Annotated in this window: 14 protein-coding genes; 7 read left to right on the forward strand and 7 right to left on the reverse strand. The window is 63.0% G+C overall.

Annotated features, from left to right (window positions below; translation table 11 throughout):
* Positions 1–161: 161 nt before the first annotated feature.
* A complete protein-coding gene (locus tag GSQ92_RS31365) occupies positions 162–503 on the reverse strand; it encodes a zf-TFIIB domain-containing protein (protein ID WP_159012880.1) in 342 nt (113 codons plus the stop codon).
* 64 nt (positions 504–567) lie between these two features.
* A complete protein-coding gene (locus GSQ92_RS01770; RefSeq protein ID WP_159012881.1) occupies positions 568–3255 on the reverse strand; it encodes a heavy metal translocating P-type ATPase in 2688 nt (895 codons plus the stop codon).
* Positions 3256–3337: 82 nt separating this feature from the next.
* On the opposite strand from GSQ92_RS01770, the gene GSQ92_RS01775 reads away from it, so the two are divergent.
* From GSQ92_RS01775 to GSQ92_RS01800, 7 genes are all read left to right on the forward strand, one after another.
* Entirely contained in the window at positions 3338–4030 is a 693-nt protein-coding gene (locus tag GSQ92_RS01775; protein WP_216856711.1) for a transporter, read from the forward strand.
* Between the two features lie 68 nt (positions 4031–4098).
* Positions 4099–4548, forward strand: coding sequence for a helix-turn-helix domain-containing protein (locus GSQ92_RS01780; protein WP_159012882.1), 450 nt, complete (start codon positions 4099–4101; stop codon positions 4546–4548).
* 199 nt (positions 4549–4747) lie between these two features.
* Positions 4748–5734 (forward strand): cation diffusion facilitator family transporter, encoded by a 987-nt coding sequence (locus GSQ92_RS01785; protein WP_159012883.1) that lies wholly within the window; start codon positions 4748–4750, stop codon positions 5732–5734.
* Positions 5731–6024 carry a YncE family protein gene (locus GSQ92_RS29930; protein ID WP_216856712.1) on the forward strand — a complete coding sequence of 98 codons (294 nt, stop codon included), beginning with the start codon at positions 5731–5733 and terminating at the stop codon, positions 6022–6024. Before GSQ92_RS01785 ends, GSQ92_RS29930 begins: the two co-directional genes overlap by 4 nt.
* 8 nt (positions 6025–6032) lie before the next feature.
* Complete coding sequence (locus GSQ92_RS31520; RefSeq protein ID WP_371418530.1) at positions 6033–6140, forward strand: ribbon-helix-helix domain-containing protein; 108 nt, start codon at positions 6033–6035, stop codon at positions 6138–6140.
* A gap of 282 nt (positions 6141–6422) precedes the next feature.
* On the forward strand, positions 6423–7421 hold the full coding sequence (locus GSQ92_RS01795; protein ID WP_159012884.1) for a hypothetical protein: 999 nt from the start codon (positions 6423–6425) through the stop codon (positions 7419–7421).
* 879 nt (positions 7422–8300) lie between these two features.
* A complete protein-coding gene (locus tag GSQ92_RS01800; RefSeq protein WP_159012885.1) occupies positions 8301–8744 on the forward strand; it encodes a hypothetical protein in 444 nt (147 codons plus the stop codon).
* Between the two features lie 130 nt (positions 8745–8874).
* Here GSQ92_RS01800 and GSQ92_RS01805 read toward each other — a convergent pair whose 3' ends face one another.
* The 5 genes from GSQ92_RS01805 to GSQ92_RS01825 form a co-directional block, all read right to left on the reverse strand.
* Positions 8875–11061: a protein-disulfide reductase DsbD gene (locus tag GSQ92_RS01805; RefSeq protein WP_159012886.1), complete on the reverse strand. Its 2187-nt coding sequence runs from the start codon at positions 11059–11061 to the stop codon at positions 8875–8877.
* On the reverse strand, positions 11022–11312 hold the full coding sequence (locus GSQ92_RS01810; RefSeq protein WP_159012887.1) for a hypothetical protein: 291 nt from the start codon (positions 11310–11312) through the stop codon (positions 11022–11024). The genes GSQ92_RS01805 and GSQ92_RS01810 overlap by 40 nt, the downstream gene beginning before the upstream one ends.
* A gap of 319 nt (positions 11313–11631) precedes the next feature.
* Complete coding sequence (locus tag GSQ92_RS01815; protein ID WP_159012888.1) at positions 11632–12093, reverse strand: DUF411 domain-containing protein; 462 nt, start codon at positions 12091–12093, stop codon at positions 11632–11634.
* Positions 12094–12167: 74 nt separating this feature from the next.
* Positions 12168–13619, reverse strand: coding sequence for a multicopper oxidase family protein (locus tag GSQ92_RS01820; RefSeq protein ID WP_159012889.1), 1452 nt, complete (start codon positions 13617–13619; stop codon positions 12168–12170).
* A 96-nt stretch (positions 13620–13715) separates the two neighbouring features.
* Positions 13716–14112: integrase core domain-containing protein (locus GSQ92_RS01825; protein WP_159012890.1), on the reverse strand; the 397-nt coding region annotated here is incomplete at its 5' end.

Raw genomic sequence — 14112 nt, forward strand, 5'->3', positions numbered from 1 at the left:
GGCAGGCTGAAGCAGTCATTGCCAACGCGGTCCAAATGGGCTGGTTGCGACCAGCCGCCTAACCGCAAGCCCTCCCGGATTCCGCTCCTCCCGAGATTTGCCACTCTCCAGCGCAGCACATCTCGCCAAGCGGAACTGACGAAACAAAGTAAACATTGCGGTTATCGGAATATCCTTCCCAGGAACGAATTGTGTCCGCGGTCTTGATGGCCGCTGCCGTGCCCGCCCCCATGTCCACCTCCCCCGTGACCACTACCGTGTCCGCCTTGGTAGCCGGGATCGTAGCCTTGGCCCCAGGCCGGGGCAGGGGCAAAGCCTGATGACGAGGCGCTCGCAGGTATCCACGGGCTTTGCGCCGGCGAAGCCGGCGTCATCGGCTCCTGCTGCGGTGTCGCAGCATATTGGGCATTACGCTCGATGATCTTGTCCAACTCGCCGCGGTCCAGCCAGACGCCCCGGCATTTTGGGCAGTAGTCGATCTCAATGCCCTGCCGGTCGCTCATGATCAGGTCTACCCTGCACCGGGGCAGAGCATGCCGGCTTGCACCGGCACGGAAGAGATGTCGCTCATGCTGTCGCTCCTACGATTGCTTTGTCGGATGCGGCCTGCGGCAACACTGGTGCCACCTTGCCGCTAGGCGGCGTGCCTCTCCTGTTGCCGACCGGACTCTTCCAGCCGAGCAGCCGCAGCGCGTTGAGGGTCACCAGGACGGTTGCGCCGGTGTCGGCCAATATGGCCAGCCAAAGTCCCGTCGTGCCAGTCAGCGTGGTTGCCAGGAACACCAGCTTGAGCCCGACGGCGACCGCCACGTTCTGCTTGATGTTGGACAGCGTGGCGCGCGAGAGGGCGACCAGCTCGACGACGCCGGAAACCCGCTCCCGGAGCAGCGCGGCATCGGCGGTCTCGAGCGCTACGGCCGTCCCGCCACCCATTGCGACGCCTACGCTCGCCGCTGCGAGAGCCGGCGCGTCGTTGATGCCGTCACCCACCATGACCACGGGGCCGCTGGCCTTGAGTGCCTCAATCTCCCGCAGCTTTTGGTCCGGCAGCAGCCCAGCTCGCACATCCATGCCGAGGGCGCCGGCGATGGCCCGCCCGGTGCGCTCGTTGTCGCCGGTCAGCATGACCGAAGCCACGCCCATGCCCTTCAAGGCAGCAACGGCGCTCCGCGCATCGTCGCGCGGCTCGTCGCGAAGGGCGATTACGCCCAAGGCGCGACCGTCGCGGAGAACGACCACGGCGGTTTTGCCAGCCTCCTCGAAGGCTTGGACTCGCGCGGACATGATGGAAAGGTCCGCTCCCTGTTCGGCAGCGTAGGTCGGGCTACCGACTGCGATAAGCGCGCCGCCTACTACGGCGGTCGCCGCCTTGCCAGGCACGGCACCGGCCTCCGTCGCGGGGACCGGCTGGATTCCGCGCGCTTCTGCGGCTTGCAGCACGGCAATCGCAAGGGGATGGGCGCTGCCAGCCTCCACGGCGGCCGCGGCTCCGAGCAGTGCGGCCTCGTCCACGCCGGGCGCCGGCAGAACGTCCGTTACCCGAGGACGACCCGCCGTCAACGTACCGGTCTTGTCGAAAGCCACCGTCGTCGCCTTGCCGATCGTCTCCAGTGCCGCACCGCCCTTGACCAGCAAACCCCGGCGCGCGCCGGCCGACAGGCCCGAGGCCATGGCTGCCGGGACCGAGATGACCAGGGCGCACGGGCAGGCAATCAGTAGCACCGCAAGGCCGCGATACACCCAGGTTCCCCAGTCGCCGCCGAACAGCAGGGGAGGGACCAAGATCACCAGCACGGACATGATCATCGCTCCGGGCGTCCAGTAGATGCTGAACTTCTCGATGAACCGCTGCGTCGGCGCACGGCTTGCAGTCGCCTCCTCGACCATCTTGACGATGCGGCTGAGGGTGTTGTCGGCGGCCGTCGCGGTGACCCGGATGCGCAGCAGGGCGGCCGTGTTGACCGATCCAGCCACCACGGCCTCTCCGGGACCCCGCGCTACGGGCACGCTCTCGCCCGTGACTGGGCTTTCGTCCACCGCAGACTGTCCCTCTACGATGACTCCATCGCACGGAATCCGGTCGCCCGGCCGGGCTTGCACGATGTTGCCGAGGCTGAGACGGTCCGCTGGCACTTCGGCTATGGCGCCGTCGCGCTCGACGCGCGCGGTGCGGGGAATTAGGTCGACCAGGGCCTTGATGCCGGAACGAGCCTGGCCGGCGGCGACGTTCTCCAGCATTTCGCCCACGGCGAAGAGGAGGACGACGATGGCTGCTTCCTCTGCGGCACCAATCACGACGGCTCCCACGGCCGCCACGACCATCAGCGTCTCGATGGAGAACGGGCTGCCCGCACGGGCCAGGGCCAGCGCCCGGCGTCCGAAGGGGAACACGGCGACGAGGGTCGCCACGACGAAGATCCAATAGGCCTCCGCGGGGAACAGGAGTGAGCCGCCATAGGCCGCGGCGACCAGCCCACCCAGCAGCCATACGAGCTTGGCCTTGCCGGTGCGCCACCAGAGCGCGCCGGGTTCCTCTTCATCGTCACCATGGGCATGAAGATGCCCGCCCGCGTGCGCCTCGCCTTCGGCGCGGCCTTGGTCGTGGCCCGAATGATCGTGGTTGGCGTGGTCGTGTCCTGCATGGTCGCCGATCGGCAGAGGATTGCCTCGACCAGCTCCTTGCCGAAGAGTTGCCTTGTAGCCCAGGGCGCCCACAGCACTCGCCACCGCCGCCGGATCGGTACCCGGATATAGCCGGGCGGTCAGCGTCTCGGCCATCAGGTTCACCTGGATGTCCCCGACGCCGGGCAGCCTGGAGACAGCCTTCTCGACCTTGGCAACGCAAGACGCGCAATCCATCCCGCGCACCCGCCACGTCGTTGTTTGTGCAGCCCCCGATGCATGCACCGAATGGTCGTGCTCATGGGCGGCGTGGTCGTGCCCTGAGTGGTCGTGTCCTGCATGGTCATGGCCAGCGTGGCTGTGCCGATCGGTAGAACTTGCCGGGCCGGAAGGCTTCCGAAGCGTCGCATGATAGCCTAACGCAGCCACGGTGCGGGCCACTGCCTCGGAGTCGCTGCCAGGCCCAAGCCTCGCCGTCAGCGTCTCCGCCATCAGGTTTACCTGAATGTCGCCGACACCGGACAGCCTAGAAACGGCCTTCTCGACCTTCGCCACGCAGGACGCGCAATCCATTCCGTGCACCTTCCACGTCCTGGTCTCGCCCAGCCCTTCGCGCTCCGCTACGTCCGGCATGCCATCGCTCCACGTCGACTGGACACTTGATGCAACCTGTAGCCACTAGAGGTGCAAGCCCTTATTCAGGACACACCCTGCCGTGAAGAGCATTCCAATCTGGCTGATCGCGTTCGTCCCGGTGGTCGCCACCTTGGGCGGGGCATGGCTGGCCCTGGTGCGCACGCCCGGGCGTGCCACAGTGAGCGCGGTGCAGCATTTAGCCGCGGGCGTCGTCGTCGCGGCAGCCGCCGCCGAAGTCCTGCCGGGTTTGAAACATGCCGGAGCCGAGTGGGCCGTGGCCCTTGGCGGGGGCACAGGCATTTTCTTGATGTTGGGCGTTCGTTGGTTGGACACTCGGCTGAAGGGCACGACGGGGTTGTTAGCGACAGTGGGGCTCGACGTGCTCGTGGACGGGCTGGTGCTGGGCGCGGCAGCGACCGCCGGGGAACGCGCCGGTCTCCTTCTCACCGTCGCGTTGACCCTGGAAGTCTTGTTCCTCGGTCTGTCGCTCGCGCCCGAGTTGGCGGAGAAGGTGGGCGCCCGAGGGAAGGTCCTGACCGTTATAGGCGGACTCCTCCTCTTGCTGCCACTCGGCGCGGCGGGTGGCGGGCTCATCGCAGGCCTGCCAAGATTCTGGCAGGATTGTTTCCTCGCCTTCGCACTCGTTGCCCTGCTTTACCTCGTCGTCGAGGAGCTGCTGGCCGAAGCGCACAAGGAGCCGGACACTCCGCTCGCAACCGCCTTGTTCTTCGTCGGGTTTCTCGGCCTGCTGATCTTGGACGGGCTTGCCTGAAGGTTCTGGGGCTTGATCACGTTGGCATGCCGCCGACATAGCTGTAGCGGTTACAGGGTGGAGCAGACATGAACACGGCCAGCTACGCGATCGGCGACTTGGCCCGGCAGACCGGCACCAAGGTTGAGACAATCCGCTGGTACGAGCGGGATGGGACCATGCCGCCACCCGCACGCACGGAGGGCGGTCAACGGGCCTACACGCAGGCTCATCTGGATCGGTTGGCCTTCATCCGGCACGGGCGTGAACTCGGCTTCCCACTCGACGATGTGCGCGCGCTGCTGCGGCTTTCCGATGATCCCGACAAGCCTTGCGCCGAGGCAGATAAAATTGCGCGAGGGCACCTGGAAGCTGTTCGCAGCCGGATCGCACGCTTACAGGCGCTCAAAGCAGAGTTGGAGCGCATGGTGGAGGCTTGTGGACATGGCAAGGTCGCGGAATGCCGGGTCATCCAGGTACTGGCCAAGCTATCACATGAGCACTGCCTCAATCAGGGTCACGGAGGAACCGGCTTGTGACGGGCAACCTTGCTGGCCAAGGTCGGCCGAAATGCCGGAATGCGAGCTGGTGGACCGAATCCTTGTAAACGCACTTGGGCTGAGCAGCGGTCCCTGACCTCAGTTTCACGAAAAGGCGGCGCTGACGGCAAGTACCGCTGACTGAGGATTCATAAACGCTAGCAATTCGATTCCACCGCTGCATCGGAGCGCAGTCTATATGTCCAGCCACCACCATGATCACGACCATGATGAGCACCATGACCATAGCAAAGAGGCCGGTGGAGATGCCCATCACCACCATGGCGCAGGCGGTCACGTACATGCGCCCGCGAGCTTCGGCCGTGCCTTCGCCATCGGGATTGCGCTGAATGCAGCCTACGTCCTAGCTGAGGTTTTCTACGGCCTTGCAGCTCATTCCCTCGCGCTGCTCGCGGATGCAGGTCATAATTTGGGGGATGTGCTTGGGCTGGTAGCGGCTTGGGGAGCATCGGTGCTTAGCAAGCGTCGGCCGGCGGGACGTTACACATACGGTCTACGTCGCTCCTCGATTCTGGCTGCCTTGAGCAATGCCATCGTGCTGCTGGTGGTCACTGGTGGCATCGCGTGGGAGGGCATTCGCAGGCTGATCGACCCGGAGCCGAGCGCCGGGACGACAATAATGATCGTTGCCGCGGCCGGCATCGTCGTGAATGGGATCACGGCCTACCTGTTCATGTCCGGCCGCAAGGGGGATTTGAACATCAAGGGCGCCTTCCTGCATATGGCGTCCGACGCCCTGGTCGCGCTCGGCGTTGTGATTGCCGGCGGCCTAATTCTCTGGACCGGTTGGCTGTGGCTCGATCCGGCGATCAGCTTGGTCATCAGCGCCGTAATCGTCGCGGGAACCTGGTCACTGCTGCGTGATTCGGTCAATCTGTCGCTCGACGCCGTGCCGCAAAGCATCGATCAGGGCAAGGTCGAGACGTGCCTGAGGGGGTTGCCCGGCGTCGCCGAAATCCACGACCTGCACATTTGGGGCCTCAGCACGACGGAGACGGCGCTGACCGCTCATCTTGTCAGGAGCGATCCGGCGGCCGATGAGCGCCTTCTGCACCTAGCGGGGGAAGCCATGAAGGAGCGGTTTGAGATCGGTCACGCTACGTTCCAGCTTGAAACGCCGGCAGCGGCCGAAGCCTGCAAGCTCAGGCCGGCGGAAGTGGTGTGAAGAAAGCACATTCGAAAACTATGGAACATCGTACGAATTTTGATTCTTTCGTTCTGATTGCCTTGATGTTGGCGAGCACGCCGGTTCTCGCGTCCGGCCTCGCGCTTGTCATCAACCTCATCGGACGCTTCCGTGAGCCTACTGGACGTGACCGCATGGTGGAACTGCGGCGTGTGCCTATGCTGCGCGAGCCGCATCACATGGCTCTGTCTCCGGATGGTAAATACCTCCTGATCGGCAACACGACGGGCAACGAATTGGTTTTCCTGGCCACTTCAGCCCAGAACTGAGCCGGGCGTTGAACATCCTAGCAATTGAGGAGAGCACCACGGTGCAAGCGCTAATGGGTGAAGCCTTTGATTTGCTTATGCGCGCTCGCGGTAAACATCCTTTCGGTGAGCGCTAGATCTAGCCTGCTAGCACGCTTGCGGGTTAGCCAGTAGAAACGTCTTCGACTTGATCCCGCAGCCTAGCCATCCGGCCTGCTTTTGATCGCTGGCGTTCGGCATAGGCCGCCCGGTAAGTCGTCAACTTCCTTCGCCACCAGGCAGGGGTACAATGATTTGTGTGATAGAGGTAAAGCACCTTAGGCCGCTATTCGCGCCAGAAATCCTGGTTTGCGGAACGCAGGTAGCTATTGTAGTCCGCGCAAACGCGAGTAGTGCTTTGCGGCCGTTGCAGGCGATCCATGTTAGCTGACACCGTTTTATCGGCGGGCGCGGACCAGCCACCCTATTTGCGCCAAGTGCTTGAACAGGCTCGGCAAGCTGTTGCACGTGCCAGCCGATTTTCGCTTCAGCGCGAAGTCATTGTCGCTGCCCAACTGGTAGCGGAGGCGATGCCATCCTCGATTCTTCAGGGTTTGCACCTGTGCCGCCTGCCTTACCCCACGACGTGGTTCGAATATGCCGGCCGGGATCGACCAGGAACTAGGGCTGCAGGCACTATTGTGCCGCGGCGTGTTGGACTCTTATGCGAAGCAGAGCCAGATTCGCCCCATGAGTTCACTATCAACGTGTTTTGGTTTGTTGAAGGAAACCCCAGCCAGGTGGAGCTATGCCCGATGGCTCTCTTTATCGACACGGCGGAAGGGAGTCGTGTGTATCGACCGCATTCTGCAGTGCAGAAGCAGGGTGCCTCTGTCGGAGGACTGCAAGGAATACTCCGTGCAAGTGATCAGCGACGCGATCATAAAATTGCCGCAAATCCGCGCGAACTGGAGGCGGCGCTCACCCTAAGCAATCGGGTATCTTTTATCAAGTCGCCCTACTTTGCGCCCGTCGCACGCGCAATTGTGCGCCACTCGGGCGAGACGGCACTTGAATCATTGATGAAGCTATCCCGCTCAAACGCTGAAGCCGAAGCGGCTCTGCTAATAGGCGTTCTGATGCTGCTTAACACGCGCAACGGCACCAGCCGCGAACCGTCCGATCTCCGCAAAATCAATGCAGTGCGGCGGAAGAAAGGGCAGCGCGAACTTCTTGATTTCTGGAGTGTGAATTTGCGCCTAAGTGCGAGCCGGTCTCGCGCACTAGGGAAGTCTGGTGTGCTAACCCAAGAAATGCGGGCGCACCTCGTTCGCGGACATTTTAAAATTCGTAAAAGCGGGCTTTATTGGTGGTCGCCTCATGTTCGAGGCGACGCTAAATTCGGCTCCGTTCAAAAAGTGTACAACGTTGAGTTGTAAGAAGAGTTATGCTCGCGGCGATGACGGAAGACGAGCATTGCTGCGAGCGCCATATACACACGCGGTCAGCGAGATTACCGCGCTCCTCGTCGTTGGCAGCCGCGAAGCGCTCGTAGTCCAGGGCGCGCCTCGGCTCAAAATTGCTGCCCTAAGGCCAAAATGCCGTAATTGCGGTTACCTCTGGGCTTTCTTCGTTCGTTTAGTAATGGTCACGCGAGCGCACAACTTTTTGGCTTCTAGTCGGGCATTAAACGTTAATTGAGTGCATCATTCGAAGGCGGAATCCGAGAGATGCATTTCTGGTGGGTGAACCACTAGCAGACGTATCAGCACGAAGTTGGTGGCGGCTACATCTGGTCTCCAAGCCTAAGAAGGACTGCAGCCGTAATCAGTCGTACAGCAATCTTCGGTTCGTCGTGCCAGGTGACCTCGTCTTCTCCTATGCTAGCGCGCAGATTCGCCAGATAGGCGTGGTCACACGACCTGCAGTTTCGTGCCCTAGGCCGATAGAATTCGGTCGCGCTGGAACGGAGTGGCCGAGGATGGTTGGATGGTGCCGATCGACTGGCACCGGCCTGCAGCGCCGCTGAGACCCAAAGAATTCATCACCGCGCTCCAGCCACAGCTGCCGACGAAGTATTCGCCACTGAACCCTGAGACTTAGCAACGGCTACGAGCACATCTACTTGGCGGCCGCCTCGGAGGGTCTAACAGATGTCCTCCTCAATCGTCTTGGTCCTTGGGGTGCTGAGCTCCCACGGTTAGCTGAAGGCACCGGGGATGATGATGGCGCCGTTGGGCGCTTGCGGATCGGGTCGGGCTCGAGCCAACCGAACTGAAGCATCCCGAGAGCGCCTGCGTTGCTGACAGCCGGGGCGAGTGCGGGAGACGCAGCGTGCACTGGTCGGACCATGCCAAGTCGGCGCGCGAACCATCGAGTTTTTCATCGCCCGCTACCATCACCCGATTTGGACCAAGGTCGTCGCAACGTCGCTGGTGGCGCTCGGAGTCGTCGCGCTTTGGGTTTCGGTGCCGATTATCGCGCTTTCGCTCGTCTGCTACGGGGCAGGAATTGGTTTAGAATCCATCGCTAGGGGGACGCTTCCCCTCGCGCTGTTTCCTGGGCCGCAATATGCGGTGACGATGGGGCGGCTCGCGATGCCCAGTCTGATCGTGCGAGCAGCGGCGCCGTCAATCGGGGCGCTCTTGCTTAGCGGGTATGGTGCCAGCACCACGCTAGGAGTCCTGACGGAGGGAGCGATTGTGAACGTCGCCCTCGCCCTCACCATTTTAACGATGATCCATAAATCCGATCGAGCGTGACGAGGTGGCAGATGTAAAGAGTGGTACTAATAGTATGCGATACAAATCCCCGCTGGCGGAACGGCAACAGCCCCTGCTGCTGCATCGCCAGATGGAGCCAGACGCGGAAGCACGTGGCGCTTGTGGAAACTCACTCTGCGAAATCCACAGTTTGCTCTTGGAGATGCGCGACCCCAGCGCGACGGAAGGCGTCCATGACGGCGGCTTGCGTCAGCAATTCGGGAAGCGCGATGCCGTCCGGTGCGCCTGGGCCATAGACAACGTCGAGCGGCACGCCGTAGCGGCCGAAAGTTTGCAGATAGGCAGTGACGGCAGGATCTGGACGGGTCCAATCGGCACGCATCGCGACAACGCCGGGTGCGCGAAGCCGCTCTGCCGTCGGCGCCCGATCTAGCACGGTCAGCTCATTGCCCTTGCAGGTCAGGCACCAAGCGGCGGACACGTCCACGAAGACGACCTGCCCTTGACGCACCCTCTCGTGCAACGCCACTTCATCAAAGGGTTGCCATAACGCAGCGGCGGTTAAGTCTGACGGTTTCCCGGGAGGAAGAGTACTGCCGCGCAGCATCGGAATAAGCACTGCGACAGTGGCCAGCGCGATGACAGCAATCTCGGTTGCGCGGCGAGCGGGCCGCCCTAGGGGCAAGGCGCGGCGCCAGGCAAGCAGCGCCAGCAGCATCGAGAGCACAATGCATGCAAACAGGGCGGTGCCCCAGCCAGCTTCGATTGCGAGAACAAAGATGAGCCAGATGGCAGTGCTAAGCAGCACCAGTCCGAGGATGCGTCGGAGCCAATCCATCCACGGTCCCGGTCTCGGCAACCATTTCACCAACCCTGGCGCTGCCGCAATGGCTAGGAACGGTGCAGCCATGCCCAGGCCAAGAGCTCCAAACACCAGCGCTATGTCGAGCGGTCCGCGGGCAAGCGCGAAGCCGAGGGCGGTTCCGACGAAAGGCGCCGAGCATGAGGTAGCAAGCAGTGTTGCAAAGACGCCCAGCAGGAACGCATTGGTGAAACGGCCCCGCCCGCGCGCCGATCCAACGATGCCGGTAACGCTACGCGGCAGGCCGATTGGCAGCCAGTCCCACAAACTCGCCGCGAACAGCGTGGTGAGCATCGCCATGGCCGCGAGAAACCAAGGCTGTTGGAACTGGATGCCCCAACCGACTGCGCCACCACCCACCTTGAGTCCGATCAGCACCACCGCTAGCACACCAAACGAAGTCACGATGCCCGCGGCCGTGGCGAGTAGGCCCAGGCGGGCGGTCCGGCGCTCGCTGCCGGCGTAGCCCGCGAGCGCCAGGAGTTTCAGCGACAACACGGGCAGCACGCACGGCATCAGGTTCAGCACTAGACCGCCGAGCAGGGCGAGTCCGAGGATGGCGACGCGTGTTATCTGCCCTGGCGTTGGCGGCAACGTGCCCAGATGCGGAGCGGCGTCGAATTCCGCGGAGCGCGTACCATCGACCATCGTCAAGTGCAGCGTCGTCCCCGCTAGCGCGGCAGCCGATACGCCACGGATTGGCACGCGCAACGTCGCCAGATCGCCGCGCGGCGTCAGAGTGACATCCGGGCGGCCGGCCGAGCCGCTCTTCAGACCTTCCACGAATATGTCGGGTGCCGACAGAGATGCCTTTGTGCTGGCAAGTCGGATAGAGAGGACGACCCCTCCCCTCGCCGGCCCGACAACCGCGCCGAGCAGCTTGAGCTGCGCGAAGGCAAGGTCACCCGGCACACGTGCGTGCGCCGCGGCGAGCAAAGCTGCTTCAGGTCCGGGTAAAGCGAGCCCGGACGGGAGGGCCAAGTCGAGGCTCGCATGATAGGGAATGCAGACTTCTTTGCAGGAGGCATAGTCTACTTCGGCATGGAGATGCAGCGCGCTACCAGGATGCACCAGCGTGATCGTGATCGGCAAAATGACGCCGTCCTCGTAACCCTGCGTCTCCAGGCCGGCGAGCGGCGCCAGGCGGCTCGGAGCTGGCCATGCGATCGTTGCGCCAGCCAAATTCTGTGATCCCCGCCAGTCGATGGTTGGGGGAATGCCGGCATCGCCCGGCGTCCGCCAGTAAGTGTGCCAACCCGGAGTCAAGCGAAGCTGCACTCCCGCATCGAGCTCTGCACTTGATCCGGTCGCTTCGACCGCCGTGATCAGGCGCGCCGCTCCGTGTGCGTTACTTGCCCACGCACTCGCCGCTGCTCGTGCCGGCCCGCTTGGCATCGCCAGCAGGGTCAGGAGGAGTAGCGGCGCCAAAGCGGCGCGAATGATCGGCACGCGGCTCAGTCCGGTGTCGCGTCGCCGGGCGGATGAGCTTGCCATTGGCTGTTCGGTAGCCGGCCACCTCCGCCCATAGATTGCATCATACTCGCGCAGCCACCGCTCATCATGCCATTGGACATTCCGTCGCGCGACATCATGCCATGACCCATGTGACCACCGATTTTCATTTGACCCATGCCCTGATCCGGCGTGCTTCCCGTATCACCTTGCGTTTGCGCGCGTGCCGGGACGAACATGCCACCAATTCCGGCGACCAGTGTCCCGACGACCATCAGATGTCCAATGCGCATGTTAACTCTCCTGTGTTTTAGAGGGGGATTCCGGAGGCTCGCCTCTAGCCAGTGTGTTCCGCGTCGCAAGTCCGCTCGCAGGCCCGCACATGCGATGCATACACAGGCCGAGCGCGCACATCGCGATGCAGGGTGCCAAGCCGAGTAGCAACGATGCGGCGCCGATCGCGACCAACCAGTTCCATTGCGATACTGCGAAGACAGCAATCACGCTCACCCCGGCGGCACAAATCAGGAGCCGACGCCGGCGAAGGATTGCGCCACGGGGCAATGGCCAACTGGCCGTCGGAAGCGAGGTTTTAGCCTGCATGGGGGGCTCCTAACCTGCCGCGAAGACGCGCGGAGGTGTGCCGTCCTTGCTCACGGCATAGACGGTCAAAGGACCTATCTTTTTGCCAGGCATTCCGGGCGCACCCGGCGGCATACCAGGCAGGGTGATGCCCGCGATGGCCGGCTTCTCCACAAGAAGCCTGCGGATGATATGCACCGGCACCAAGCCATCCACGACGTAGCCGGTGACGAACATCGTGTGACAGCCCTCCAGGGCCTCCGGCACACCCGCCTTGCTGCTGATCTCCGCAAGATCGTTGGTCGGCTTTATCTCGACCTTGAAGCCGTTCTGTTCCAGGTACTGCGCATAGGCCTCGCAACACGAACATTGCGGATTCTTGTAGAGAGTCGCCTGGATCAGCGGAGCCGCCTGCGCTGCACCCGGTTGCACCAGTGCCGGAGCTGCTACGACAACAAGGGTCAGCATCAAAATGAGTCTGCGACGGGTCATATCGGTTTGTTCCTTCGCTTTGGCCGCCGATTTGCGGGCTAATTGAGGACGCGTAGGTCTTGCTATGATGTGCGTCATGCGACGTGCAGCACGGTCATGAGGCCGCCGACCTGGTGCTCCATGACGTGGCAATGCAACATCCAGTCGCCTGGATTGTCGGCCACGAAAGCGACCCGCACCTGCTCGCGCGGGCGTACCAGCACCGTGTCACCCCACACATCATGCGGCACCGGCTGCCCGTTGCGGCTGAGCACGTGGAAGCTGTGGCCGTGCAGGTGCATCGGATGCCACCATGCAGTCTCATTGTGCAGGTTAAGGATGCAGCTTCGCCCGCGGTCGATCCTAAGCAGCGGGGGCATCCCGGCAGTGCCATCACCGGTCATGGACTGGCCATTGATCGCCCAATTGGCGCCCCCACCCATCCCCATCATACTGGCGCCCATCATCCCACCCAGGCCGCCCGCCCCCATCATGCCACCCTGAATTCTCACCTCTTGCACCACGGCACGCGCGAGGTCCGGGCGGGGCAGCGGATTCGGCGGCAGGCGTAGCCCTGCATCCAAAGGATGCGGGCGCAGTGCCGGCGCTGCATCGTAGGACAGGCTGACTAACGAGTAGGAGAGTCCATCATAGAACTCGTCCATGACCCTGTATGAGCGGCCAGGCTCTCCCTGCATGTCCAGCATGATGTCGGCGCGCATTGCGGGCGCGAGTAGCATGCGGCCGTCTGCCGGTTCGTGCGGGTCGCAGGGCTGGCCATCAAGCGCCACGATCACAGGACGATGACCTTCGAACCGCAGGTCCATGATGCGAGCGATCGTCGCGTTCAGCAGCCGCAGGCGCACGCGCTCGCCAGCGCGGACGGACACCGCGGTAGGCAGCAAGCCGTTGATGGTCACGGTATTGCCGACGCGGCCATTCATCGCCGCTTCCATCGGATTATGGAAGCCGGGCGCGATCTGCGCGTCAGGTTCGAGCCGCCAGTCCTGGATCGTCCAGAGCAGATCGCGGTCAACCGCGGGCGGTTCGGCTTCTTCGACGATCAGCGCGCCGGCTAAGCCGCGCCCCATTTGCACCAGGCTATCGTCGTGGGAATGATACCAGAAGGTACCAGCATCAGGTGGGATGAAGGCGTAGTCGAAGCGTCCGCCCGGCGGGATGGTCGGTTGGGTGAGGCCCGGTATGCCATCCATGGAATTGGGCAAACGAATGCCATGCCAGTGCACCGTCGTGGCCTCTGACAACCCATTCTCGACGGCGGCGCGAAACGGTGTGCCCTGCCGCAACCGTAGTGCGGGTCCAGGCGCAACGCCGTTGTAAGCCCAGACCGCGGTGGCCGGCTCGGCGTCGCCGACCATGTGCACCCGAGCGGGAGCGGACCTTAGCCTTACGGCGAGGCCCTCAGCGCCAGTGGCGATGTTCGCGACTGCTGCATTAGCGTGGGTCGTGAAGCCTCCGGCAACGCAAGCAGCGCCGACCAGGAGGAAGTGCCGGCGGCGCAGGGCCGCGGCAGGAGTAAGCTGCATTTACATGATCCCCGGGACGCCGGGCCGGATGCACTCTAAACGGAATACAAGCGCGGCGGAACGTGTCAACGAAAGTGAGAGAGCCGGTTTTCGAGATTAAGCTTGAACGGCGAGCTTTTGGTTCGGCGGATTAATCCAGACGGCGGTCGGTTTTCTCGGCGGTTGGGGCGGCTTGTTGACGAAGCGGTTTGGATTGGCGTGGAAGGCCTGGTCGAGGATTTTCTGACGGGCGGTATGTATTTCGTCTGCCTTCCCATAATGGACCTGATCAGGCGTCATGAGGCCGATGCCGAGATGATGGTGGTCCTGGTTATACCAATCGAAGAAGGCGCGGCAGAAGGTTTTGGCGTCTTGGATGCAGCCGAACCGTTTGGGGAACTGGGGCTGATACTTGAGGGTCTTGAAGCAGCTTTCTGAGAAGGGATTGTCGTTGGAGGTGTGAGGCCGGCTGTGAGATTTGGTAACGCCCAGATCGGCGAGCAGCAGGGCAGTC

This window comes from Acidisoma sp. S159 (assembly GCF_009766125.1).
In the GTDB taxonomy this organism is placed as follows: Bacteria; Pseudomonadota; Alphaproteobacteria; order Acetobacterales; family Acetobacteraceae; genus Acidisoma.

Coding starts and splice junctions, on each gene's coding strand:
- GSQ92_RS31365 (WP_159012880.1), bottom strand. CDS start 503: ATGAGCGACCGGCAGGGCATTGAGATCGACTACTGCCCAAAATGCCGG.
- GSQ92_RS01770 (WP_159012881.1), bottom strand. CDS start 3,255: ATGCCGGACGTAGCGGAGCGCGAAGGGCTGGGCGAGACCAGGACGTGG.
- GSQ92_RS01780 (WP_159012882.1), top strand. CDS start 4,099: ATGAACACGGCCAGCTACGCGATCGGCGACTTGGCCCGGCAGACCGGC.
- GSQ92_RS01785 (WP_159012883.1), top strand. CDS start 4,748: ATGTCCAGCCACCACCATGATCACGACCATGATGAGCACCATGACCAT.
- GSQ92_RS01795 (WP_159012884.1), top strand. CDS start 6,423: ATGTTAGCTGACACCGTTTTATCGGCGGGCGCGGACCAGCCACCCTAT.
- GSQ92_RS01805 (WP_159012886.1), bottom strand. CDS start 11,061: ATGGCAAGCTCATCCGCCCGGCGACGCGACACCGGACTGAGCCGCGTG.
- GSQ92_RS01810 (WP_159012887.1), bottom strand. CDS start 11,312: ATGCGCATTGGACATCTGATGGTCGTCGGGACACTGGTCGCCGGAATT.
- GSQ92_RS01815 (WP_159012888.1), bottom strand. CDS start 12,093: ATGACCCGTCGCAGACTCATTTTGATGCTGACCCTTGTTGTCGTAGCA.
- GSQ92_RS01820 (WP_159012889.1), bottom strand. CDS start 13,619: ATGCAGCTTACTCCTGCCGCGGCCCTGCGCCGCCGGCACTTCCTCCTG.